We start from the raw sequence: 21,409 nt of genomic DNA, 5'->3' as shown, positions 1-21,409 counted from the left end.
TCCGTTTTTTAAATATTCTAAGACATTTGAACTAATACACACGTCGGAGGCGTCTGAAAATCAGACGCCTCCAACCGTATGCTTATGCTTTTGATTCCTGGCCACGCTTTTTGAATTCTTCTAAGAGGTCTTCTCCCTGGTAGCCTTCATCCATTAATTGCTTTAACACCCATTCCACTTGTTCCTGATGCCGATCGATAATCGTGCCCATGAAAATAACGTTCATCCGGTCACCGATCATGTTGACGTCAATCGGTTTGACAAGGAATGTCGCTGGACGGTTGCTTTGTTTCGTAATTTTCACTTGAATGATGATTTCTTCCTCTTTTTCTTTCATCGTTTCAAAGAAATCCCGATAGCTCTCATCGACGTAAGCCTCAATGACCCAACGACCTCGGTCATCTTCTCTATTGATAATCAAACCGTCTTCAAGCTTGATGCGCCTTTGAGTGATATCCTCGTGCTTTTCTTCCACGATATCCAATGAAATCAGTTTAAAGGTTTTCATTCGAATGACCTCCGAGAATGATAATTATCTCTATTATAGAACACGGAGAGGACTGGAGCAAAGACTGATTTCGACCTTTTTTTATCCTCCGATGTATGACATTTCGATTTTGTTCTCTTTCATCGGCTTTCCCTGGGCTCTGTCGACCGAATATTGATCTGTACGGCCTGTCCAGATCGCAAGCAGATAATCCGTGATCGCTTCATCGTTTTCCCCATCACGGAGCATGGTTTTTAAATCATACCCGGAAGAAGCAAACAGGCAGGTAAACAGGTTCCCATCAGCAGACAAACGGGCCCTCGTACAGCTCGAGCAGAAGGCTTCGGTGACGGATGAGATCACTCCGATTTCTCCTGCACCATCTTCATAACGGTAGCGGGAAGCGACTTCTCCAAAATAATTCGGCTCCGTTGCCACGAGCGGCATTTCCCGATTAATTTGTTCGATGATCCATTTTTTAGAGACGACCGCATCCATATTCCAGCCGTTATGGTTGCCCACTTCCATGAATTCAATGAAACGGAGCGTATCACCGGTTCCTTTGAAGTAGCGAGCCATCGGCAGGATCTGGTCTTCGTTCATCCCTTTTTTTACGACCATGTTGATTTTTATTTTCAACCCCGCTTCTCTTGCTGCTTCGATGCCTTTTAATACGGGTTTCGTTTTGATACCACGTCCATTCGTTTCCTTGAAAACGTGGTCTTCAATCGCATCCAGACTGATGTTCACACGATCAAGGCCCGCGTCCTTCAGTTTTTGAGCTTGTCTTACGAGAAAGACCGCATTGGTTGTGACGGCAATATCCTCGATACCATCAATTTCTTTTAACCGGCGCACGAGATCCGCGAGATCTTTCCTCATCAGCGGCTCCCCCCCGGTCAGACGGATTTTTTCCACACCGAACCTGGCGAAGATTTCCGCAAGCCGGACGATTTCATCAAAACTCAGGAGCTCTTCTTTAGGTAGAAAAGCATAATCCGGACCGAAGATTTCCGCCGGCATGCAGTACGTACAGCGGAAATTGCATTGATCGATGACGGATATTCTTAAATCTTTAATGGGACGACCAAGTTGATCAATGATGTGTGAGTCGATAAGATCACCCCTCCTCGAAATATTCTTGTCCACGTTGATCTTCTAAAAGGATCGCTTCTACAGCATCTCCTTTTTCAAACCCTCTTGTTCCACCAGGGAGCACAAGAAAGGCATCTGTCTTAGCTAAGGATGTCACGACGTTCGATTTATCTTTTCCAGCTGGAGACACCATCACACGGCCTTCTTCGTAGTGAAGTTTTCCACGCACAAACCGTGTGAAAGGGTTGGGCTTCGGGAAGTCCTCCCCAAGGGTTGCCTTGATGCGTGTATGGAAAGGCTTAGGATTTCCAAGCAGCTTTTGAATAATAGGATAGGTGAATAATTCAAAACCGACATAACAGGCAGATGGGTTTCCGCTTAATCCGTAAAGCAGCTGGCCATCATGCTCAGCGACGGTGGTCACACTGCCCGGGCGCATCGCGACTTTATTGAAAAGCACCTGAGCTCCCAGTTCTTCATAGATGTCGGGCATGAGGTCATAATCCCCAACAGACACGCCCCCTGTCGTAATCAAAAGATCATAATCATGCAGGGAACGGGAAACAGCATCAAAGCAAGCATCGAAGTCATCCACCAGTTTCCCTAAATAATGACCTTCTGCGCCTGCGCGTTCGATTTGGGATACAATCATCGCAGCATTGGAGTTGCGAATCTTGCCTGGTTGAAGGGGTTCATCAACATCAAGCAGCTCGGTTCCTGTTGCAAATACACCGATTTTCGGCTTTCGATAAACCTTCACCTCTGGATATCCGAAGGTAGCGAGGAGCGCTTTCACACCAGGATTGATGTGCGTACCCGCTTCGACAAGAACCGTCCCTTTTTCTGTCTCTGAACCTTTTCCAATAATGTTCTGGTTTTTATCCATCGAGCGCTTCAAGGACATGTATGAGGAACCATGCTCTTCATACGTTTGACAGACCTCAAACATCGCAACACAATCCGCGCCTGCAGGAATTTCTGCACCTGTCATGATCCGCACAGCTTCCCCTTTTTCTACCGGTTTACTTGCAAGCTCACCGGCCCCGATCGTTTCCGTCACATGAAAGTGACCCGGATTCGTTCTGGATAAATCCTCCGTATCTTCCGAGCGCAGGGCAAATCCATCGTAAGGAGATTTGTTGAAAGGAGGCACAGGATGTGTAGCCAGTAAGTCTTCCGCTAACCGGCGCCCATCCGAATGCTCAAGCAGAACAGTTTCCATTCTTCCATCTTTTTTATAGGTCATGACCCTGTCGACCGCTTTCGGGACAGGGAGTGGCGTTCTATGTAAGTTCATTTTCGATCCTTCCTTTAAAAACGTCTTTCTTTGAACATATAGGAATGTTCATATTATTTCAAAGATTGTCTATGTAAGATTATGTACGATTCCCTCATCGTATGGAAAATAAACACCTTTCTTACAGAGATATCCTGTTTTGAAAATAAAAAAGCCCGAAGCAATGGCTCCGGGCTCTGTCTTTTTTTAAATGGGGTCGTAAACATTGACGACGTGGTTGATCGCTGTCTCATCCTGCTGCTTTTTGCCACGTCTTTCTTCTTTACGCGCATGCTTTTTCTCATTACGCTTGGTGATTTTCTTATTTCCTGATGCCATGTTCATTCACTCCCCTCCTTCCTATTGTTCCAAGGGAAGGAGGATTTTATAACAAAACCTCTGCCTGTTCAGCAGAGGTTTTAAGGGTTATATGTGCGCGTATTTACTCTTCACATCATTGATTTTCTGTTCGATTTGCCGGCTGCGTCGTTTCGATTTCTCGACGGAGGCGGCATTCGCCCGTTCAATCACGATCGTAAAAAGAATCATGTGGATTCTCATGTTATTTCCTCCTCTTTGTACTGAGGCTAAGCGGTATCCTTCTCAACATTCAACCAGTTCATAAAAGCCATTCTTAGCAATTCTTCCATTGTCATCATCTCCTTTTATTTTGTACATGTTACATATAACGGCTGAATGCGGACTTCCGATCAAGCCACTGATCTTTCGCTGTCGGTCGGTAACCTGGTAACGGCTGACAACTTTTTTGTTTGTTTCTGGCAACTGTAATCGTAAAAATAAAGAATTGAATCGTCATGAAAATCACCTCTTTCCACAGTGTAATATTTATATCTAAAGAGTAAAATTACTCTTAGATGACATAAGAAAAAGCCGCAGGGCATACTGCGGCTTTTTGAAGAATTCTCTCCATTAAAAAAGCCACAGGAATACATTATGCATCTCCTGCGGCTGGTATGAGTGCTTTTGATAAAAATAGTCGTTAATCTCAGAAACAGATTTCTGCGCAGGTCGACGATATGAAGTTGGTTTGGTTTTGTGTCATCCAGTTTTTCATGTTTTCCGACCTCGCTTTCTGAGAATTTTTTCTTACACTGGAAATTATATCGGACGTAATCCAGGAAGTAAAGCCTATTTCCAAAATATTCTTGACTTTTTTAGGAGGGCAGAGAAACCCTGCCCCAAAACGCCCCTGCTCTGATTCATTGTATGAAAGGCTTGCGAACCTTATGCCAGCTCATCATCACTTTTCAGGAATTCTTCAATTTTCAGATCCAATTCGTGCAATCGTTTCAGCGCTTCGCTTCGATCCATTTGTTTATAATGATGAAGCCCCATCGGCTGTTCATCCTTTTCATCGGCTTTCGCAACGACATGCTGAAGAGCCGTTCTTTTTTCATCCAAACCGAAGGGTAGATAACTGTCCGTGTGAAGAAGAACAGCCACTGACACTTCCTTTGCGACGAGACGACTCTCACCAAGACGGATCAGAAGCTTATGGGCCCGTTCCGCCCCTTTAATCGCATGAATATCGGATTTCCGATATTCATCATAATCCCATTTCCCATCCCGGTACCACTCATAATGCCCCATGTCATGAAGCAAAGCTGACTTTGTAGCAAGGTCAGGGTCCACTCCCTTTTTCACTGCCATATCAAATGCGTAGCCTGCAACGGTGACCGCGTGGTTGATGCCTGAGCGCTGCAAATACTTTTGAGTTATGCGGTGTTTGAACACATCGACAAGTGTCACTCTGTTCATACGATCACCTCCGATTTTTTAAAAAAGATCATATCATGATTCGTCATTCAGAACAAGATTCCACCCGTGGGCGGTTAACTTATATGGAGTCACTCATTTCACATCCCTATGGAAGTTTACCCTATAATAGAAAAAGGAAACGATTCCGAGGAGGGATAAACATGACAAAAAACAATGAAACGGTACTGATTACAGGTATCGCTCAAGGTATTGGACGTGGATTAGCTATAGCTTATGCGGAAAAAGGATACCGGGTGATTGGCTGTGATGTGAATGAAGAAAAAGGCCGGATGACGATGAAAGAAGTGGATGGGACCTTCCTGAGATGTGATGTCAGTGATCCAAAAGAAGTCGACACTCTATTTCAAAAAATAAAGGAACCTTTCTCTATTTTAATCAACAACGCGGGTGTCAGTGAGTTCAAATCCATGTTCGAGCTGGATGTAGATGAGTGGGACGACGTGCTGAATACGAACTTGCGGAGCTGCTTTCTTTTTTCAAAATATGCGGCTGAACGATGGAAGCAGGCGGAGATTCCAGGACGAATCGTTAATATGGCGTCTACAAGGGCGTTTATGTCTGAGCCTGACTCGGAAGCTTATGCAGCGAGTAAAGGAGGCATTTTCGCGCTTACCCATGCGTTGGCGGCTTCTTTATCTCCCTATAACATTCGGGTGAACAGCATCAGCCCTGGTTGGATCCATACCGGCAGCCCTGATGAATTAAGAGACAAGGACCATGACCAGCACTTATCCAACCGTGTCGGTACGGTCGAGGATATCGCGAAAGCTTGCTTTTATCTGACGGATCATGAGAATACTTTTGTGAATGGAGAAAACGTGACCATTGATGGGGGGATGACTCGAAAGATGATTTATGAACATTGAAAATGGCGAAATGTTTAGTACAAGATTTGTAAGGGTAGTGATATAGCAACAAAACATTACGGAGGTGACGACAGTGAGTGAGCTGTCTTCTTACCAAATCACATTGAACCGCCCGTTGAAAACCAACCAGATTATGAAAGTTTACAAAACGATTTCGAAAACTGGGTGTGACTTATATTTACATCAAAATCAATTGATTGCTGATGCCGGGCACCTTCCGAAATTATTATCTTTTTTCCTATTCATGGACAAGGACGAATCGTTCGTTATGATTATCGACGGTGAATGTGTCGATGATGTTTACGACCAAATCGAAGGCGAGTGGCAGGATCATATTGCCGAAAGTACATGTCGCAGAAAATACAATGATGCAATGGTCGAAAACGAAACTTCTATTTTAGTATAATTTTTGTGCAATTATTATCATATCTTTTGTATGAAGCAGATGTCGAATGATCATGAACCTTCTTTTCAGCGAAGGAGTGATCCTCAATGTGTATCAGCCTATCCAGAGACTCCTTCGCTTTCATCATTCTACATAAGACGAAAACCCGCTCCTTTTACAAGGAAGCGGGTTTTTTTTGGGCATACGTTTGTTCTTTTTTATAAAAATTCAGCCGGAACTGCAGAAATCCTAAGAGGATAATTAGGGCGAACGCAAGAAAAATGTTGCTGTAAACCGCTGTTGTACCTTCAAACCCAAACCAGTTGAACGGCTGGTTTGGATCGAATACGTCGAGCGCCCTTCCGATCAAGGCCCCACTCAGAGCACCAGATACAAAGTTGAGCAGGTTGAAGACTCCCATTCCGACTCCGGTTTCGTTTTTGTGCAAAATGTTCGCAAGGATGTCCGCGGATGACGCCTGCACAAGTGGGAAACTCATGTAAGCAATAATGATCGCTCCACTCACGATATACGGATGAGCCCCGACAAGTGTAGACAACACGACAAACCCGGTTCCTAATAAACCAAGAGCCAAATAGAGAACGAACGTGTTTCCTTTTGAATCGACGAGGTTCCCCCCTTTTTGACCCATCAAGGCTGCACTTAAAGCCCCGGGAAAAAGGACGAGACCGATCATCATCGTTCCAAGCCCATAAGCATCACGGAACATGATCGGAAGCATGAACATCATGCCGAACAAACAGACGACACCGAGAAAACTTGTAATGATGGTGGCTCTGTACTGATTGCTTTTAAATAGATGAGCCGGTATGAATGGTTCGTCAATGGACTTCATCCGCCATAAATTCAAGGCAAAGAACAATACAGTAAACACGAACAACCATGAGATACCAAGTGTAATTCCAAGCATTAGTGTAGAAATCACTCCGGCAATCAGAGCGGCTCCAACATAATCGATGTAGCCTTTCTTCGACTCTTCCTGCGGTAGATTTTTACGTAAGAATGGCAGCGTAATGATAATCAACGCGGACGTTAAAAATAAATACCGCCAATCGAGAAAACCTGCAATGAAGCCACCGGCAATCGGACCGACACCTGAGGCAAAAGCCATTACAGAAGAAACGATGCCGAGTACTTTCCCTCGCTCGTTCGGAAAGTAACGGATCGGAGCCAGGAAAACAAGCGCTGGAATCATGGCCCCACCGACAGCCTGTATGACCCTCGCCATCAGCACCATTCCGTAATTTTGCGCGAAAAATCCGAACAAAGATCCGGCACAAAAAATGCTGAGTCCAAATGTAATCAACGTTCGATAAGGATAGTAGTCCGCCAGTTTCCCGTAGGTGAGAGCACCGACGGCATAGACCATAATATATCCCGTCATGACCCAGCTGACTTCCGACGGCATCAATTGATACGTTTTCGCTATATCAGGAACAGCGATGTTGAACATCGTTCCATTCATCACTGACATCATCATAACCGCACAAAGAGAGATCAATAATCCCTTTGGGTTACGTACCTGTTGTTCTTCCTCCATGTTTGATCTCTCCTTCTTTATTTCGTTACCCGAAATGATTCTACACGACATCCTTATCAAAAGCAACGGTCAAACGTTGGATATGGAAATTTTACTTTGCCTTCATATTTATTTAATATAAGCTCTCTATTCTTGAAGACTCAGTTTCGAGACTTTTGTTAGGTGGATGGGGGCTGCGGGGAATAGCTCGCTTTCCGCGGGAGCGCGGTGAGTCTCCTCGGACTGCGTCCTGTGGGGTCTCACCAAGCACTTTTTTCCCGCAGGAGTCTCGCCATTCCCCTTTGCCATATAAGTATCTCGAAACCACTTCCAGGAAAGTGAAGCAACATGGATTCTCCTACAACATTTTGAATGATAAAGCCTGTTATAGAGCGCTTTATCACTATAGACTCAGAATCTGTGAAAGACACTCATACTGGGCAAAGGGGTTCGTTTCTCACTTTTATCGTATGGGGGGGTTGGGAAGCTGCGAGACTCCCGTGGGAGAAAGGAGATCGGCGAGATCCCGCAGGGCGTAGCCCGAGGAAGCTCGGCACTCCCCCACAGGAAAGCGAGTAGCTTCCCAACCACCCCTGACTCCAAATATGGCAAACGAAGCCCCCAAACATCTCGAAACTGAGTCTTCAAGAAAACTGCCAGATTGTTCAATAAGCATTCATCACCTTGCTGCCAAAATTTAAAAAGGCGGAAGATTCAGATATAATGGAAGAGAGATTTCAAAAAAGGAGTGGTTGGATGTACGATGTAGCGATTATCGGTGCCGGACCTGCTGGTGCCAGTGCCGGACTTTTCACTGCAAAAGCCGGAAAGAAAACGATTCTTTTTGATAACGGGAAAAGCATTACTGCAAAAGCCTGGGTTGAAAACCACTACGGCGTCGACCCCATCGAAGGTCCGAAGTTGTTGGAGCAGGGTCAGAAACAGGCCCAGAAATTCGGAGCGGAAATCGTTCAGGAAGATGTCGTCTCCATTGAAGAAAAAGGAGAGCTCTATGTCATTCAAACATCCGAAGGCAGTTACGAAGCCTCCCACGTCATTTTTGCGACAGGCATGTCAGTCAAGGCAGCTGAATCATTCGGGCTGGATGTCGTTGAGGGAATCGAACCACGTGTTGCGAAAATTATACAGACCGACGAACACGGACGTACATCGAAGCCAAAAGTGTGGGCTGCCGGAACCGTTGCTGGTGTGAGTGTCCATACGATTGTCACATCCGGGGACGGAGCGAAAGTCGCCATCAACGTCATCAGTGAATTGAACGGCAAGCGTTATGTAGATCATGACGTGCTGGGTAAATAAGAGGAAAACAAAGCCCCCGGACTTTTTCAGACCCGGGGGCTTGCTTTATGATTTTTCATCATCTGGCGGATTGAACCGTCCGACACCGAGTTCTCTCCCCTCTTTGTAAATCGCCTTAACAAAACTGATGACCATCATCAACATGATGATCGAAAATGGCAGGGCTGCGATGATCATCGTATTCTGCAACGCCTGCAGTCCGCCTGTGTAAAGAAGAGCCAGGGCTGTTGCCGATAACAATCCTCCCCACGTCAGCTTGATTGATGTTCCCGGCGTTTCAGAACCACCGGTTGTCATCATCCCGAGGACAAAGGTCCCGGAGTCTGCCGATGTGATGAAGAAGGTGGCAATCAGCGTCATGGCGACAATGGAAGCCAGCCATCCGAGCGGCACGTTCGAGAATACACCAAACAATGATTCTTCTGTAGCAAGAGATGAAATCGTATCAATGGCATTGTGCTCCAGTTGAATAGCGGTACCACCGAAAGTTGCAAACCATAAGAAACCAATGATTGAAGGTACAACCAGGACCGTGAAAACGAACTCACGAATACTCCTGCCTCTTGAAACACGGGCAATAAACACACCAACAAACGGTGACCACGCAATCCACCACGCCCAGTAAAAGATCGTCCACGCATTAATCCACTCTCTTGTTTCCTGATTGAGCGGAGCGATCCGAAAGCTCATGGTAGGCAGGTATTGAAAATAGGCGCCGATAGAACTTGTGAAGATATTCAAAATGAACATCGTCGGACCTACAATGAATACCAGGAGGAAAAGAAGACCGGCAAGTGCCATGTTCGCATTACTGAGGATTTTGATTCCTTTTCCTAAACCTGTCCACGCAGAGATCATGAACAAAACGGTGACGATGGCGACGATAATGAATTGAACGACAATGCCGGTCGGAATATCAAAAAGATAAGAAAGTCCTCCATTGATCTGCACAGCCCCAAATCCAAGGGTTGTCGCAACCCCGATTACAGTCGCGATGACGGCAAGAATATCAATCACTTTCCCAAATACCCCTTCTGCCGCTTTTTCCCCGATCAACGGCTTCAACGTAGCACTGATAAGCCCAGCATGGCCGTGGCGGAAATTGAAATATGCAAGCACGAGAGCAACGATGCCGTAAATGGCCCATGCATGAATGCCCCAGTGGAAGAAAGTGAACCGCATCGCATCTTTAATGGCCTGATCGGTTCCAGTCTCCCCTGTGGGTGAACTGAGGGCATAGTGACTGATCGGTTCTGCCGTGCCCCAGAACACGATCCCGATCCCCATACCGGCACTGAAGAGCATAGCAATCCAAGTTGGACGCGAAAACTCAGGCTTTTCCCCCTTTTTCCCTAACTTGATTCTCCCAAGCGGGGTAAAAAGGAACGTAAGACAGACGAGCACAAAGAGAGTGACGACGATCAAATAATACCAGCCCAGTTTATTGGCGATGAAACCTTTGACAGCAGTGGTCATCTGTTCCAGACCAGCCGGCCAGACCACACCGATGATCACAAGCACAAGCATGATTCCAGCTGAGATTTTGAAAACGGTATTGAATTTTTTCATCTGTAAGCGATCCCTTCCAAAAAAGATTGTTAGAGATAGTATCTTTCCCACTGCTTTTCCTATTCTCGTGGAGGAAACTGAAAAATAAGAAAGTTGCTTTCCCTTGCCATACCTGTCAGACTTGAATAGTTGAAGATAGTAAAGATTATCCGTATGAACGGACCGCTTTTATAGAAGAAAAAATCATGGAGGTGAAGACGATGATTGAAGTACGTACGTCTACACTTGAAAACGAAGAATTGAACCGCGGTATTTTCGCGCAAAGGGATATTGCCAAAAACGAACTCATCCACCAGGCTCCTGTGATTCCTTATCCGAATGAAGAACACGTGCACATTGAAAAAACCCGCCTGGCTGATTATGCGTTCGAATATGGCGAGAACCACACCGCATTCGTGCTCGGATACGGTATGATGTTCAACCATTCCTATGAGCCTAATGCTAACTATGTCATCAATTTCGAGACACACACGTTTGACTTTTATGCTTACAAAGACATCAAAGCAGATGAAGAAGTGTACATCAACTACAATGGATTTGTTGACGAACAGGAACTTCTTTGGTTCGACCAGGACGAAGAAGAATCATAATAAATCATATCAAAAAAGGTCGTGACTAGTGTCACGACCTTTTTTATTAGCGAGGGCGGCGCTCCTGGATATCAACAGAGATTTCAAAGATATTAATCATTCCGGTCATCTCCTTTGTTTTGTTGTTACTTTAAGTATAGAGCGCTTTCCATTTCTTTCTAACGGCCGTTGGTGTGATTTCCCTTCATCCTCTGGTCTGAAAAAGGACGGAGGAAAAAAGCCCATACCACTTCCACCCTCTTTTCTTACAGCACTCTTGAGTATGAGAGCAAGATGCTAATAAATCCTGGAAAGTCGCAAATATAATCACGAAAGGTGCCAATATATCCCCCAAACCTGCTAATATCCACCCTCACTCTACGGGGAGCCTCAATCACAAAAAAACGCTCGCGACCGAGGTCACGAGCGTTTCGTTCTATACATTCAGCGAGGACGGCGCTCCTGGATATCTGTAGAGACTTCAAAGACGTTGATCATTCCGTTCATCTCCTTCGTTTTTGTTGTTACTCTAAGTATAGACCGCCCCGCTTCTCTATCTAACGGCCGTTGGTGTGATTTCCCCTCATCCTCTGGACCGAAAAAAGACGGAAGCCAACCGCCTTGGTGGCTTCCGTCTTACATCTCTACATTCAATCAAACCAGCCTTTGTTTCTGAACCAGATAAACATCGCAACCGCTACAGCAATCATGAGTCCCCATACGACAAAATAGCCGTATTCCGTCTGCAGCTCCGGCATGTTAGCGAAGTTCATTCCATACACACCAACAATGAATGTCAGCGGCATGAAGATGACACTGATGACGGTGAGAATCTGCATCGTCCGGTTCGTTTCATGGGAGTTCAAGGAAAGGTAGCTGTCCCGGATATCCTGGGTCATTTCCCTGTTTGATGCGACCATGTCCGCCACTTTGATCAGATGGTCATGGATATCCGCAAAGTATTCTCTCCGATCGAAGACCCCGTCCAAATGCCGGGTGTTCAATATTCGGTACAACAGATCCCTCATCGGGTGGATCGTCTGCCTCAACGTCAGCAGTTCACTGCGGCGATCAAACAATTCCTCAAGCAGCCTTTCCATAGACAAGTCTTTCGTATTGTCTTCAATTTCGTTGATATGGTCCTCAATTTTATAAATGATCGGGAAGTAATGATCGACGACTTTATCGAGGATCTGATGAAAAACATAATATTCGTCGACATCCTGATGCTGTTTCGTATTTCTGACAATCTTTTTCGCTTGTTCCAAGGGTTCATTCTTCTCCTTGTGAAAAGTGACGAGCGAACACTCTCCGAGAAACACATCGATTTCCTCCCGCTCAAGCGTCTGCGGATTCACGGAATGAACAACAATGAAGCTGTGATCATCATAATAATCGAGCTTCGGACGCTGCAGTCCATGCAGGCAGTCTTCCACCGCCAATGGGTGAAACTCGAACGTTTTCTCTAAAAGTGTCACTTCCCCTTCAGAAGGCTGATTGAAGTCGACCCAGTACCAGTCCCAGTCCCCACTGGAAAGTTCTTCGATGGAAAGATCATTTTGCAGTCCTTGTTCTTTGCTATAAGCCATAACCTCAATCATGCGTTTCACCTACCTATGTACGTCTTATTCTTTTATAACCGTAAACGAAAATATTCAAACAACCATTCTCACTTATGGTACGATGAAAGAAAAGACGGAACGGAGGCACGCGGATGCTGCAACGATTAAAAAGTGATGAACAATTGAACGGACAACGAGTGACATTGCGGGCAATCACCGAGAAGGATATCCCCGTTTTGTACCAGTTGATCTACAACGGGGACCAACCGGAATGGAAGAAATGGGATGCCCCCTACTATCCCCTGGAGCCTCATACACTCGAAAGCTACCGCAGTCATGAAAAAGCCCGTATCCACAGGCTCGGGCCAAACGAACCCGATTCACGACTCATCATCGAAGTGGATGGAAAAACCATCGGAACCGTCACGTATTACTGGGAACACAAACCTTCCCTATGGCTTGAAGTCGGAATCGGCATCTATGACCCTGACTATTGGAACGGCGGCTACGGATCGGAAGCGCTTGAGATTTGGGTGGACTACCTTTTCCGCACGCTCCCTCTCGCCCGTGTCGGTTTGACGACATGGTCCAAAAACGAACGGATGATGCGTGTCGGTGAAAAACTCGGAATGAAAGTCGAAGGCCGGTTAAGGAAATGCCGCATTTACGAAGGGCAGTTTTATGATTCGATCCGCATGGGAGTCCTTAGAGAAGAATGGATGAAACGCGCGTAAAAAACGCTTGGCACGAACAGCCACGCGTTTTCTTTTTTTGTCGCTCTAAACGACTGATTGTGGGTTCCCTTTCACTTTGTAGTACCTCATTCCCCTCGGAACACCTTTCATGAGAAATTCTCCCTGCAGAACAAGTTCACGGACACGATACTCAAAGAAGCTGTCCCCGACGACTTGCGACGAATGCCCCAGCACCTCTCCGATTAAACGAGCGGCTTTTATGTAGTCACCATCCTCGCTCTCACGCTGAAGCTTTTTCAACGATTGGATGAGGGCAGCATCAAAATGGTCTTCAGTTGTCGAGTGTACGCCGTTCTCAAAGACCCGCAGATTTGTATTTTCAGCTGATAACGTCCTCCACTCCTCCTGATAGGCTTCCATGCTCTCTTCGGACACAGGATTCCTTGAAGGCAAGTTGCACAAACTCACAAAGCGGTCCGGGGACAGTTCCCCTGTGTGAAGCGGAAAATCTAAAGCATCCGTTACTTGAACAAGATTGATCGGGTTGGTTTTACTTTTCAAAAGGTGCATCACAAAACATAGACCTGTCTGTTCATGGGCATTGGCCCCGACCCATATCGTGACAGGCACATTCGCTGGAATGGATGTTAGTTCATCCAGGATTCTCAATAAATCTTCTTCCATGTGGATCCACTCTTCATCATCCATAATCAGATGAGTAAACAGCCATTCTTTCCGCTTCTTGATCCCCTCTTCTTTGTCCAAGTTCTGTATCGGCCCGATGGAAAACATCGGAGAAAGAGCCAGAACTTCTTCCTTTGTCTCTCTTTGTTTAAGAGCAATCTGCAATGAACCTTTCGCAGATTCACTAAAGACGATATGAACGCGTTCGATGGTTTTGCCCTCTTCTGTTTGGAAAGGATGCAAACGTTCATCACAGACCTGTTCCGTTCTATTCTTCATTTCTTTTACCTGACTGAGCCACTCACTTTCAGAAATCTCCCCTTCTTCTACATAAGAAAAGAGCGACCACTGATGGAGTAAAATGGCGCGGAGTTCATCCTCCTTTAATGCTTCCAGTTTTCTTTTGATCGATGCATTCATCATTCCCTCTCCTTATCCATTGAAATTCCTTTCATGACTTCCCCTTCCTACGGATAAAGAAATAAAAAAGTTTCATTCCATAAAAAAACGAACACCTCTTTAGGTGTCCGTTTAATTCATGGATACACTGCTCATAAGACCAAGATATAAAGACCATACAACCATTGCACTGACAAAAAAAGTACCTGCCAGCGAATTCCGCCTGATCATCACACCGGTAAATAAAAGGAAAATAACAGCTAAAGCGAGAGAGGATAGACCGATCAGATTCGGAGCGAAGGTCAAAGGGCCCGCCCCTTCCACTGTCGTGAATACACGGAAAAGGACAGAAGGTTCCTGCCGCTCCAACGTTTGCGCAATATTATGCGGGGTTTCCTGTTCGGTCATATATCCTGTAATCGTATAGATGAAAACAATGAGAAGACTCTCCGCTTTCCACCAGCGCTTGGGCGAGAAGTCGGCATCCTGCGCTACTAGACGTTTCATAAGAAAACCATTGATGAAAGCAAACAACAGGAGGAAGACAAACAGGAGGTGTTTAATCAACAGCGCCTGGCCATAAGATAGCATCCACGAATCCAGGATACTTTCTGACAAAAGGAAACTCATAGCGATACCCGTCAACACAATCCATACGATGCACGCGATGGCTGTCTTTGTAAACCAACCAACAAAAGACTCCCAGTGGTTTTCCCTCTCAGAAAAAAGCTGACAACGAGTAGTACACCGGACCATACGCCGACAGCGATGAAATGAATCGTATGAAAAAGTGCTCCTTGAAAAGACGTGGTGCTCGCAGCGTGACCCGTTATGCTTTGAGTGAGGATCATCCCGCCGAGGATGAATAAACTGAATGAGTAGGTGATCTTTGGGCTTTTGATCATGTTCAGGACGATGGCATGAAGTACAGCCAGGGACAATAATAGCAGCCAAGCCTGTCCCCCTTTTAACTGGGTAAGAACATGAAATAAACTCTCCCATAAGCCACCTTCTCGATATTCCTCCAGCATTCCTGCCAGCTGTATGACTGGATAGACCGCTAAAACAGGTCCGAACAGAGTGATCGTAGTCCATGTTTTTCTACGTTGGGCAAGCTTTTCATCAGTAAAAGACAAGAGGCTTGCACCGATGAGAATGGAGAGGCAAGCATAGAAAGCTCCATTCGTTAACGCATGAATCATGATTTTTTCCTGATCCCCAGGAATACGAGCACAGCAGTAATTAGAATTCCAAATCCAAGTACCGGTACAATCCAAACCATCGATTCATTCCCTTGTTCAGATGCCGCCACCTGCTGATCTTCGGACTCTTCTCCTTCTGCATTTTCACCTTCTCCTGAAGTTGCTTCCGGTTCCTCTGTTTCAGATGCTTCAGGTTCAGACGCCTTTTCGTTCATTGTATATTGAAACGTCAACTGATTTTCCATGACATGCCCGTCCTCACCAATGATGCTGTAAAAGATCTCAATGTCCCCACCAGCTGCTTCTTCTGGAATGTTGAATGCGATCACGTTATCCGGAGAATGGGTATAGCTGTCTATTTGGAATTCTTCTCCATCTCCACCTGTGACCGTCAAGGCTGTAGGTTCCTGGACTTTGGAATCGAAGGTCAGTATGACACCGGGGTTTTCTGATGATAATGCACCGCCTGATTCGGGTTCTGAGCTTTCAAGATGTGTATGAGCCTCGACCGTCACCGGCAGGGCAAGTACGACTAGTAAACATAACACGGATATATATTTCATGATTCCTGCTCCTTTACTCTTTTATAATGGTTACGTACAAAAAGGGGTTTTGGTTCACTCCCCCTCTAAATTTATATCAGAGCAAAGGTAGTTATTCCAGAAGAAAAAACGGACAATTTGGTGAACAAAACCCCTTCGTAAAAGGATGAAAAATCCATTTCCAGGGTTATTCGATTGACGTTTTCCTGCCTTCTTGAAAAGTATAACTATTACCGCTGATCCTTATCAGGCGATCATTAGTAACGAGTACAGATCCACCATCTTCCATTGCAAGAATTCGACTACTTTCTTTATCGCTCAAAAAAGAGCGTTCCCCCTCCATTTCAGATTTGTAGTGACACCATATCCTGTGATTTTCTACAAGATTCAGACCTTCATGTATTCCTGCTCTATTATTTCCTAAAAGTATAGCTCCTGCACTTTGCCCGAAAATGATACCTCCTCGCTTGTAAAACTCAGAGAGAACTCGGGCGAAACCACTTTCGCCCACTAACCTTCGCAGCTTCAAGGAACAGCCCCCGCTGATATAAATACCTGCGAACGTCTGAATTTCCTTGACTGAATGATCATTAAGATCTGTCCACATTTCAAACTTAGTCACACCATATGGATTCAAACATTTCTTTATGTAATGGAAACTCCCTTCATGGGGCCTCCGTACAGAATCTCCTGCTACAGGAATATACAAAAGAGGTTTGTCCTTGTCCAGTCTTTCTGCGAACGTTTTATGAGCTTCCTTGTTCTGCTTTGCACTTCCTCCACCTGAAAGAATTAAAGTTCCCATTCCACCACACCTCTACTTTTATGAAACATGTTCGACAGAAAAACAGTCCAATCACTTACGCTTCCTCATACAAAGAGAAAATACAAAGAGCTACGACATATCGTACTGGAATTGCAAACTTGAATTCTCACTCACTTATTTCCAATCATTTCAAACATCCACGAAATACTCAATTCTTTATGTAAACATGCAGACGTTCTACATGATACGATACGAGTAATGAAGGATAGCAAAAAGGAGCCCGTTACCTATGTACAGAATTCTTACAGGAATCTTCTTACTAACCAGCATCGTTTTCGCTTATCTCTGGCTCGATACAACAAGGTCATCAGAAATCGATACGTTCACAAGAGATGCCGCCACTTCCGCTGTGTCCGAACTTCCTTTTCGTATTGAAGACGTCATCTTATCTTTTGAGTCGTATCATAGCGAAGAAGATGAAAAAGCGAATTTCTACGCAGAGACATTACTCACCCGCAGCCTCCAGCAACTGACCGGCAATCAAAGACTATTGAATGCAGCTGAAAGATCGAGTGAATTGGAAAAAGGGTATTTCCGTGATTATTCGAATGAGTTGTTCAAGCTTCGATCGGTGATTACTAAGGAATCATTTACAAATGAAGGATCAGACAAGGTAGAGGAGATTACGGCTGCTTTAAAAGAAATCCATTCCGATGTGCAATACATCATTGAAAAAGAATCGTTCACGGTATCGGACAAGGGAAAAATGCAGGCCCTGACAGAAACAATCCGCACATTTAATGATCAGTTTCTTTCGTAGGTATCACCGCCGTCTATTAAACTATATGGCAGGTTTCTTGAAGACTCAGTTTCGAGATTTTTGTGAGAGTTTAGGGCTCCGGGAAAAGGTTCGCTTTCCATGGGGCGGGCGGTGAGCCTCCTCAGGCTACGCCTTCCGGGGTCTCACCTGTCCCACACGTCCCATAGGAGTCTCACCGTTTCCCTCCGCCCCTTTGCTATATCAGGGTCTCGAAACCACTTCTAAAAGGGGCAGCTTGAATAGTTGAGGGAAGTCGATGATTAGAACACTTGTATTCATAAGTAACGTTCCAATTCTTCTCCCCTGGGCGGGCATTTAGTGCGTTGTATCAAGCATTTGTGTATGCTATACCTCAATGGAGTAAAGTTTATATCATTAACTTCTAATAACCATGTAAGCTGATTTTTTAAGTGGTGGTTTCGAGACACTTATAAAGTAAAGGGGCGGAGGGAATGGCGAGACTCCTGCGGGATAAAAGTGCTTGGTGAGACCCCACAGGACGCAGTCCGAGGAGGCTCAAGAGAAAAGAGGAAGTTCGATTAAGTTCGGCACGTCCTGTGCCAACATCGAACGACCCCACCTCGTGTGGGTCCCCGCGGAAAGCGAGCTATTCCCCGTAGCCCCCATCCACCCAACAGAAGTCTCGAAACTGAGTCTTCAAGAATTGGGAGCTTATATGGAAGAGAATGAATGCTATAAAAAAAGCGAACGCCTCACAAGGAGGGTTCGCTTTTTTTCTTATCCGAAATAAGTGTTCAATGGAGGGACGATTTGCTTCTTACGGGATACGACACCTTTCAAGACCGCCTGATTGCCATCAAGCTCCGTTTCGAAAGCTTTCGCCACCGCTTCTGTTTCGTTACCGACTGCTACGACTGTCGAGTCGCTTTCAAGAATGTCTGTAACTACAAGCAGGAACAGGTCCAAACCTTTTTCAGAAACGTTCTTTTCGATGGCTGCTTCAAGCTCACTCTTACGGGAAAGTACATCATCTGTATCCACAGTATTCACCTGGGCGATTTCTACTTTTTTATCTCCCATGTTGAATCCTTTCGCATCAAGGGAAATCAGCTCTTCAGCTGTCTTGTCACTGATATCCGCGCCTGCTTTCAACATCTTCAGGCCATATTCTTCAGCATCCACACCGGCCATCGCTGCAAGTTCTTCGGCAGCTTTACGATCTTCGTCCGTGCATGTCGGTGATTTGAATAGAAGGGAATCAGAAATAATCGCTGACAGCATTAACCCTGCCATTGGCTTCGAAACCTGCTGTCCTTTTTCCTTATACAACTTGTTCAAAATCGTTGCCGTACAGCCGACTGGCTCCGCACGGTAGTAAAGCGGTCCTTTTGTTTCGAAGTTTGCAATACGGTGGTGGTCGATGACCTCAAGCACCTGCACTTCATCAATATCCTCTGCACTCTGCTGGCGCTCGTTATGGTCGACAAGGATGACCTGTTCGACTTCATCAGATACACGCTCAACCAGGCGTGGCGCATCGACATTGAACTGATCCAATGCAAATTGAGTTTCTCCATTTACTTCTCCAAGACGAACCGCTTCTACCTCTTCGCCAAGGGCTTTTTTCAATTCAGCATACACAAGTGCTGAAGTAATCGTATCCGTATCCGGGTTCTTGTGCCCGAAAATCAATGTTTTGCTCACAAAAATCTTCCTTTCTTTATCAAGGGTATGTAGGATGTCTTGTCCGTCTCGATTATAAAATAGATTGCATCCATAGTCCATCTTCTCCTATCATTCCCCTTAATATGGAAGGAAAACTATTCTTTTTCAAATCCTTTTACCAAAAAGTACCCACAGAGAACCTGAATCACCGAACTCACAGAAGGATTCGTAATCAATAGATTTGGTAAAATAGAATCGACAGGAATGACATAGGGTACAAGCAATACATACAAAGAAGGAAACAGAATGAAGATACCATATCTCTTCTTCCATTTCCATTGCCCTTCTTCTCTGCATTTTTTAAGGAAAGCTGGCAGTGCGAGCAAAATTCCTACAGGGACATAAACAAATTGTGAGAAAATAATATAAAAATAAAAATTTTCTGTCACAAGAGCGGTTCCCTGTACTTTCACAGTCGCGAGTGAGATGAAAACCAGGTAACCAAAAAAGGCCACAGACTGCATGAATACAAGGTTTTTACTGTTCATACAACACCTCCGTTATCCTTATAATCTACCTTATGTAGAAGGACGAATTTTTTTACTAAATCATAGGTTTAGGTGAAAAAAATAAGGGAATTTAAATAAAAGAGATTTGAGATTTGTCTACACTATGTGTTAGAATTCCTTACATAAGAAAAAGTGAGGTACATATCCAGCACTATTCCGGATACAAATCTCATAATAAAATTGTTAAAGAGAGGGTAATGTATGACTTACACAAAAGAGCAAATTATTCAGGAAGTAAAAGAAAACAACGTTGAATTCCTACTATTAGAATTCACAGATATGTATGGGGATACGAAAAATGTTGAACTACCGGCTGAAGAACTAGAAATGGTTTTAGATAATGAAGCGATGTTCGACAGTTCTTCCATTTCCGGTTTTTCCGATATCCAAGAAAGTGACATGTATCTCGTACCAGACTTAGATACATTCCTACTACTTCCTTCTTTGGTCGATGAAGACCGCAGTGCGCGCTTCATTTGTGATATCTACAAGCCAGATGGCACTCCATTCGAAGGAGACCCTCGTTACATCCTTAAGCGAGCAATGAAAGAAGCCGAAGACATGGGATACACAGTAAACGTCGGTCCAGAACCTGAATTCTTCCTATTCAAATTGGATAAAGACGGTTACCCGATCCGCGAAATGAACGACCGCGGTGGATATTTCGATGCTTCTCCGAAAGATAAAGGGGATAAAGTACGTCGTGACATCGTTCGTACACTTAAGAAATTCGGTTTCGAAATGGAAGCTTCCCACCACGAAGTTGCGATGGGGCAGCACGAAATCAACTTCCGTTTTGACAACATGCTGAAAACAGCTGATAACATCCAGACGTTCAAAAACGTCGTAAAAGATATCGCAACAAACCACGATTACCATGCGACATTCATGCCTAAGCCAATCGCAGGCGAAAATGGTTCTGGAATGCACGCACACCTTTCCCTATTCAGAGATGGAGACAGTGCTTTCTATGATGAAGATGCGAAAGATGGCGTTTCTAAAACGATGAAACAATTCATCGCTGGTATTCTTCACCACGCCCGCGCCATTGCAGCGATCACGAACCCGAACGTGAACTCTTATAAGCGTCTTGTTCCTGGTTATGAAGCACCTGTAAGTATCGCTTGGTCACACTCCAACCGTAGCTGTATGGTCCGTGTACCAACAACACGTGGACAAGGTACTCGTTTCGAAGTCCGTAACCCGGACCCGACAGCGAACCCTTACCTGACACTTGCGGTATTGATCCAAGCTGGTCTTGAAGGTATCCGCAACGGATATGATGCAGGTGAAGCAGAAAGCCGTAACCTGTACGAAGTTGAGGACGACAGTGTACCAACACTACCTACAAACTTGAAAGAAGCTCTTTCTGCACTTAAGAAAGACGAAGTTCTTCTTAAAGCTCTTGGTGATCACACAGCCAATGCTTATATCGAAGACAAAGAAGATGAGTGGACTCAGTACTCCTTGCAAGTAAGCAAGTGGGAAATCGACAAATATATGAACAAGTAAGAATTAGAAAAGCAGCGCTCCTCCGATGGGGCGCTGCTTTTTTGTGTGCTCTTCTCTTATCTTGCGCGCGACTCACTCTTCATGCGCGCGACTCACTCTTCATGCGCGCGACTCACTCTTCATGC

24 protein-coding genes are annotated in these 21,409 nt (G+C 45.0%); 7 read left to right on the top strand and 17 right to left on the bottom strand.

All coding sequences use genetic code 11. From position 1 onward, the window contains the following. Window positions 1-82 precede the first annotated feature (82 nt). The 7 genes from J0K78_RS19660 to J0K78_RS19635 form a co-directional block, all read right to left on the bottom strand. Window positions 83-508 (bottom strand): YwpF-like family protein, encoded by a 426-nt coding sequence (locus tag J0K78_RS19660; protein WP_160912803.1) that lies wholly within the window; start codon window positions 506-508, stop codon window positions 83-85. Window positions 509-589: 81 nt separating this feature from the next. Continuing rightward, window positions 590-1,603 (bottom strand): GTP 3',8-cyclase MoaA, encoded by a 1,014-nt coding sequence (gene moaA / locus J0K78_RS19655; RefSeq protein ID WP_206948596.1) that lies wholly within the window; start codon window positions 1,601-1,603, stop codon window positions 590-592. A 4-nt stretch (window positions 1,604-1,607) separates the two neighbouring features. Further along, window positions 1,608-2,879 carry a molybdopterin molybdotransferase MoeA gene (locus J0K78_RS19650; protein ID WP_206948590.1) on the bottom strand — a complete coding sequence of 424 codons (1,272 nt, stop codon included), beginning with the start codon at window positions 2,877-2,879 and terminating at the stop codon, window positions 1,608-1,610. 186 nt (window positions 2,880-3,065) lie between these two features. Beyond that, window positions 3,066-3,203, bottom strand: a complete 138-nt coding sequence (locus tag J0K78_RS19645) for a hypothetical protein (RefSeq protein WP_160912799.1) — start codon at window positions 3,201-3,203, stop codon at window positions 3,066-3,068. 81 nt (window positions 3,204-3,284) lie between these two features. Then, window positions 3,285-3,419, bottom strand: coding sequence for a hypothetical protein (locus J0K78_RS20205; protein ID WP_255534870.1), 135 nt, complete (start codon window positions 3,417-3,419; stop codon window positions 3,285-3,287). 118 nt (window positions 3,420-3,537) lie between these two features. After that, entirely contained in the window at window positions 3,538-3,675 is a 138-nt protein-coding gene (locus J0K78_RS19640) for a hypothetical protein (RefSeq protein WP_206948589.1), read from the bottom strand. A gap of 428 nt (window positions 3,676-4,103) precedes the next feature. Further along, window positions 4,104-4,637, bottom strand: a complete 534-nt coding sequence (locus J0K78_RS19635; protein WP_206948588.1) for an HD domain-containing protein — start codon at window positions 4,635-4,637, stop codon at window positions 4,104-4,106. Window positions 4,638-4,798: 161 nt separating this feature from the next. Here J0K78_RS19635 and J0K78_RS19630 point away from each other — a divergent pair, with 161 nt between their 5' ends. After that, window positions 4,799-5,524 (top strand): SDR family NAD(P)-dependent oxidoreductase, encoded by a 726-nt coding sequence (locus J0K78_RS19630; protein ID WP_206948587.1) that lies wholly within the window; start codon window positions 4,799-4,801, stop codon window positions 5,522-5,524. Between the two features lie 73 nt (window positions 5,525-5,597). Continuing rightward, on the top strand, window positions 5,598-5,930 hold the full coding sequence (locus J0K78_RS19625) for a hypothetical protein (RefSeq protein ID WP_206948586.1): 333 nt from the start codon (window positions 5,598-5,600) through the stop codon (window positions 5,928-5,930). 154 nt (window positions 5,931-6,084) lie between these two features. Here the strand turns inward: J0K78_RS19625 and J0K78_RS19620 are convergent, their stop codons facing one another. Beyond that, the gene (locus J0K78_RS19620; protein WP_206948585.1) at window positions 6,085-7,470 is read right to left on the bottom strand and encodes an MFS transporter; all 1,386 of its coding nucleotides are present in this window, start codon (window positions 7,468-7,470) and stop codon (window positions 6,085-6,087) included. 735 nt (window positions 7,471-8,205) lie between these two features. Between J0K78_RS19620 and J0K78_RS19615 the strand changes: the two genes are divergently transcribed. Then, window positions 8,206-8,769 carry an FAD-dependent oxidoreductase gene (locus J0K78_RS19615; protein WP_206948584.1) on the top strand — a complete coding sequence of 188 codons (564 nt, stop codon included), beginning with the start codon at window positions 8,206-8,208 and terminating at the stop codon, window positions 8,767-8,769. Between the two features lie 45 nt (window positions 8,770-8,814). Here J0K78_RS19615 and J0K78_RS19610 read toward each other — a convergent pair whose 3' ends face one another. Further along, window positions 8,815-10,338 carry a BCCT family transporter gene (locus tag J0K78_RS19610; RefSeq protein ID WP_206948583.1) on the bottom strand — a complete coding sequence of 508 codons (1,524 nt, stop codon included), beginning with the start codon at window positions 10,336-10,338 and terminating at the stop codon, window positions 8,815-8,817. Window positions 10,339-10,538: 200 nt separating this feature from the next. Here J0K78_RS19610 and J0K78_RS19605 point away from each other — a divergent pair, with 200 nt between their 5' ends. Further along, the gene (locus J0K78_RS19605; RefSeq protein WP_160912784.1) at window positions 10,539-10,928 is read left to right on the top strand and encodes an SET domain-containing protein; all 390 of its coding nucleotides are present in this window, start codon (window positions 10,539-10,541) and stop codon (window positions 10,926-10,928) included. A gap of 629 nt (window positions 10,929-11,557) precedes the next feature. Here J0K78_RS19605 and corA read toward each other — a convergent pair. Further along, window positions 11,558-12,508, bottom strand: coding sequence for a magnesium/cobalt transporter CorA (gene corA, locus J0K78_RS19600; protein ID WP_206948582.1), 951 nt, complete (start codon window positions 12,506-12,508; stop codon window positions 11,558-11,560). 113 nt (window positions 12,509-12,621) lie between these two features. Here corA and J0K78_RS19595 point away from each other — a divergent pair, with 113 nt between their 5' ends. Then, a complete protein-coding gene (locus tag J0K78_RS19595) occupies window positions 12,622-13,203 on the top strand; it encodes a GNAT family N-acetyltransferase (protein ID WP_160912781.1) in 582 nt (193 codons plus the stop codon). 45 nt (window positions 13,204-13,248) lie between these two features. On the opposite strand, the gene J0K78_RS19590 is transcribed toward J0K78_RS19595, so the two are convergent. The 5 genes from J0K78_RS19590 to J0K78_RS19570 form a co-directional block, all read right to left on the bottom strand. Then, window positions 13,249-14,268, bottom strand: coding sequence for a DUF1835 domain-containing protein (locus J0K78_RS19590; protein ID WP_206948581.1), 1,020 nt, complete (start codon window positions 14,266-14,268; stop codon window positions 13,249-13,251). 111 nt (window positions 14,269-14,379) lie between these two features. Continuing rightward, complete coding sequence (locus J0K78_RS19585) at window positions 14,380-15,003, bottom strand: CopD family protein (RefSeq protein ID WP_206948580.1); 624 nt, start codon at window positions 15,001-15,003, stop codon at window positions 14,380-14,382. Further along, the gene (locus tag J0K78_RS19580) at window positions 14,889-15,449 is read right to left on the bottom strand and encodes a hypothetical protein (protein WP_206948579.1); all 561 of its coding nucleotides are present in this window, start codon (window positions 15,447-15,449) and stop codon (window positions 14,889-14,891) included. Before J0K78_RS19580 ends, J0K78_RS19585 begins: the two co-directional genes overlap by 115 nt. After that, window positions 15,446-16,012, bottom strand: coding sequence for a copper resistance CopC family protein (locus J0K78_RS19575; protein WP_206948578.1), 567 nt, complete (start codon window positions 16,010-16,012; stop codon window positions 15,446-15,448). Before J0K78_RS19575 ends, J0K78_RS19580 begins: the two co-directional genes overlap by 4 nt. A gap of 166 nt (window positions 16,013-16,178) precedes the next feature. Beyond that, a complete protein-coding gene (locus tag J0K78_RS19570) occupies window positions 16,179-16,796 on the bottom strand; it encodes a Type 1 glutamine amidotransferase-like domain-containing protein (RefSeq protein ID WP_206948577.1) in 618 nt (205 codons plus the stop codon). Between the two features lie 250 nt (window positions 16,797-17,046). Between J0K78_RS19570 and J0K78_RS19565 the strand changes: the two genes are divergently transcribed. Next, on the top strand, window positions 17,047-17,577 hold the full coding sequence (locus J0K78_RS19565) for a hypothetical protein (protein WP_206948576.1): 531 nt from the start codon (window positions 17,047-17,049) through the stop codon (window positions 17,575-17,577). Between the two features lie 738 nt (window positions 17,578-18,315). Here the strand turns inward: J0K78_RS19565 and J0K78_RS19560 are convergent. Both J0K78_RS19560 and J0K78_RS19555 read right to left on the bottom strand, forming a co-directional pair. Next, entirely contained in the window at window positions 18,316-19,242 is a 927-nt protein-coding gene (locus J0K78_RS19560) for a manganese-dependent inorganic pyrophosphatase (protein WP_206948575.1), read from the bottom strand. A gap of 116 nt (window positions 19,243-19,358) precedes the next feature. Continuing rightward, window positions 19,359-19,751 carry a hypothetical protein gene (locus tag J0K78_RS19555; protein WP_206948574.1) on the bottom strand — a complete coding sequence of 131 codons (393 nt, stop codon included), beginning with the start codon at window positions 19,749-19,751 and terminating at the stop codon, window positions 19,359-19,361. Between the two features lie 222 nt (window positions 19,752-19,973). On the opposite strand from J0K78_RS19555, the gene J0K78_RS19550 reads away from it, so the two are divergent. Next, a complete protein-coding gene (locus J0K78_RS19550; RefSeq protein WP_206948573.1) occupies window positions 19,974-21,284 on the top strand; it encodes a glutamine synthetase family protein in 1,311 nt (436 codons plus the stop codon). Window positions 21,285-21,409 lie beyond the last annotated feature (125 nt).

This window comes from Halobacillus sp. GSS1 (assembly GCF_017307035.1).
GTDB lineage: Bacteria > Bacillota > Bacilli > Bacillales > Halobacillaceae > Halobacillus > Halobacillus litoralis.
The sequence above is the reverse complement of the archived record's forward strand: the minus strand, read 5'-3'. Positions and strand labels throughout refer to the sequence as shown.

Excerpts from the sequence above, each read along its gene's own strand:
- J0K78_RS19660 (WP_160912803.1), bottom strand. The coding sequence starts at position 508 with ATGAAAACCTTTAAACTGATTTCATTGGATATCGTGGAAGAAAAGCAC.
- J0K78_RS19650 (WP_206948590.1), bottom strand. The coding sequence starts at position 2,879 with ATGAACTTACATAGAACGCCACTCCCTGTCCCGAAAGCGGTCGACAGG.
- J0K78_RS19645 (WP_160912799.1), bottom strand. The coding sequence starts at position 3,203 with ATGAACATGGCATCAGGAAATAAGAAAATCACCAAGCGTAATGAGAAA.
- J0K78_RS20205 (WP_255534870.1), bottom strand. The coding sequence starts at position 3,419 with ATGAGAATCCACATGATTCTTTTTACGATCGTGATTGAACGGGCGAAT.
- J0K78_RS19640 (WP_206948589.1), bottom strand. The coding sequence starts at position 3,675 with ATGACGATTCAATTCTTTATTTTTACGATTACAGTTGCCAGAAACAAA.
- J0K78_RS19635 (WP_206948588.1), bottom strand. The coding sequence starts at position 4,637 with ATGAACAGAGTGACACTTGTCGATGTGTTCAAACACCGCATAACTCAA.
- J0K78_RS19630 (WP_206948587.1), top strand. The coding sequence starts at position 4,799 with ATGACAAAAAACAATGAAACGGTACTGATTACAGGTATCGCTCAAGGT.
- J0K78_RS19620 (WP_206948585.1), bottom strand. The coding sequence starts at position 7,470 with ATGGAGGAAGAACAACAGGTACGTAACCCAAAGGGATTATTGATCTCT.
- J0K78_RS19615 (WP_206948584.1), top strand. The coding sequence starts at position 8,206 with ATGTACGATGTAGCGATTATCGGTGCCGGACCTGCTGGTGCCAGTGCC.
- J0K78_RS19610 (WP_206948583.1), bottom strand. The coding sequence starts at position 10,338 with ATGAAAAAATTCAATACCGTTTTCAAAATCTCAGCTGGAATCATGCTT.
- J0K78_RS19605 (WP_160912784.1), top strand. The coding sequence starts at position 10,539 with ATGATTGAAGTACGTACGTCTACACTTGAAAACGAAGAATTGAACCGC.
- corA (WP_206948582.1), bottom strand. The coding sequence starts at position 12,508 with ATGATTGAGGTTATGGCTTATAGCAAAGAACAAGGACTGCAAAATGAT.
- J0K78_RS19595 (WP_160912781.1), top strand. The coding sequence starts at position 12,622 with ATGCTGCAACGATTAAAAAGTGATGAACAATTGAACGGACAACGAGTG.
- J0K78_RS19590 (WP_206948581.1), bottom strand. The coding sequence starts at position 14,268 with ATGAATGCATCGATCAAAAGAAAACTGGAAGCATTAAAGGAGGATGAA.
- J0K78_RS19585 (WP_206948580.1), bottom strand. The coding sequence starts at position 15,003 with ATGGTCCGGTGTACTACTCGTTGTCAGCTTTTTTCTGAGAGGGAAAAC.
- J0K78_RS19580 (WP_206948579.1), bottom strand. The coding sequence starts at position 15,449 with ATGATTCATGCGTTAACGAATGGAGCTTTCTATGCTTGCCTCTCCATT.
- J0K78_RS19575 (WP_206948578.1), bottom strand. The coding sequence starts at position 16,012 with ATGAAATATATATCCGTGTTATGTTTACTAGTCGTACTTGCCCTGCCG.
- J0K78_RS19570 (WP_206948577.1), bottom strand. The coding sequence starts at position 16,796 with ATGGGAACTTTAATTCTTTCAGGTGGAGGAAGTGCAAAGCAGAACAAG.
- J0K78_RS19565 (WP_206948576.1), top strand. The coding sequence starts at position 17,047 with ATGTACAGAATTCTTACAGGAATCTTCTTACTAACCAGCATCGTTTTC.
- J0K78_RS19555 (WP_206948574.1), bottom strand. The coding sequence starts at position 19,751 with ATGAACAGTAAAAACCTTGTATTCATGCAGTCTGTGGCCTTTTTTGGT.
- J0K78_RS19550 (WP_206948573.1), top strand. The coding sequence starts at position 19,974 with ATGACTTACACAAAAGAGCAAATTATTCAGGAAGTAAAAGAAAACAAC.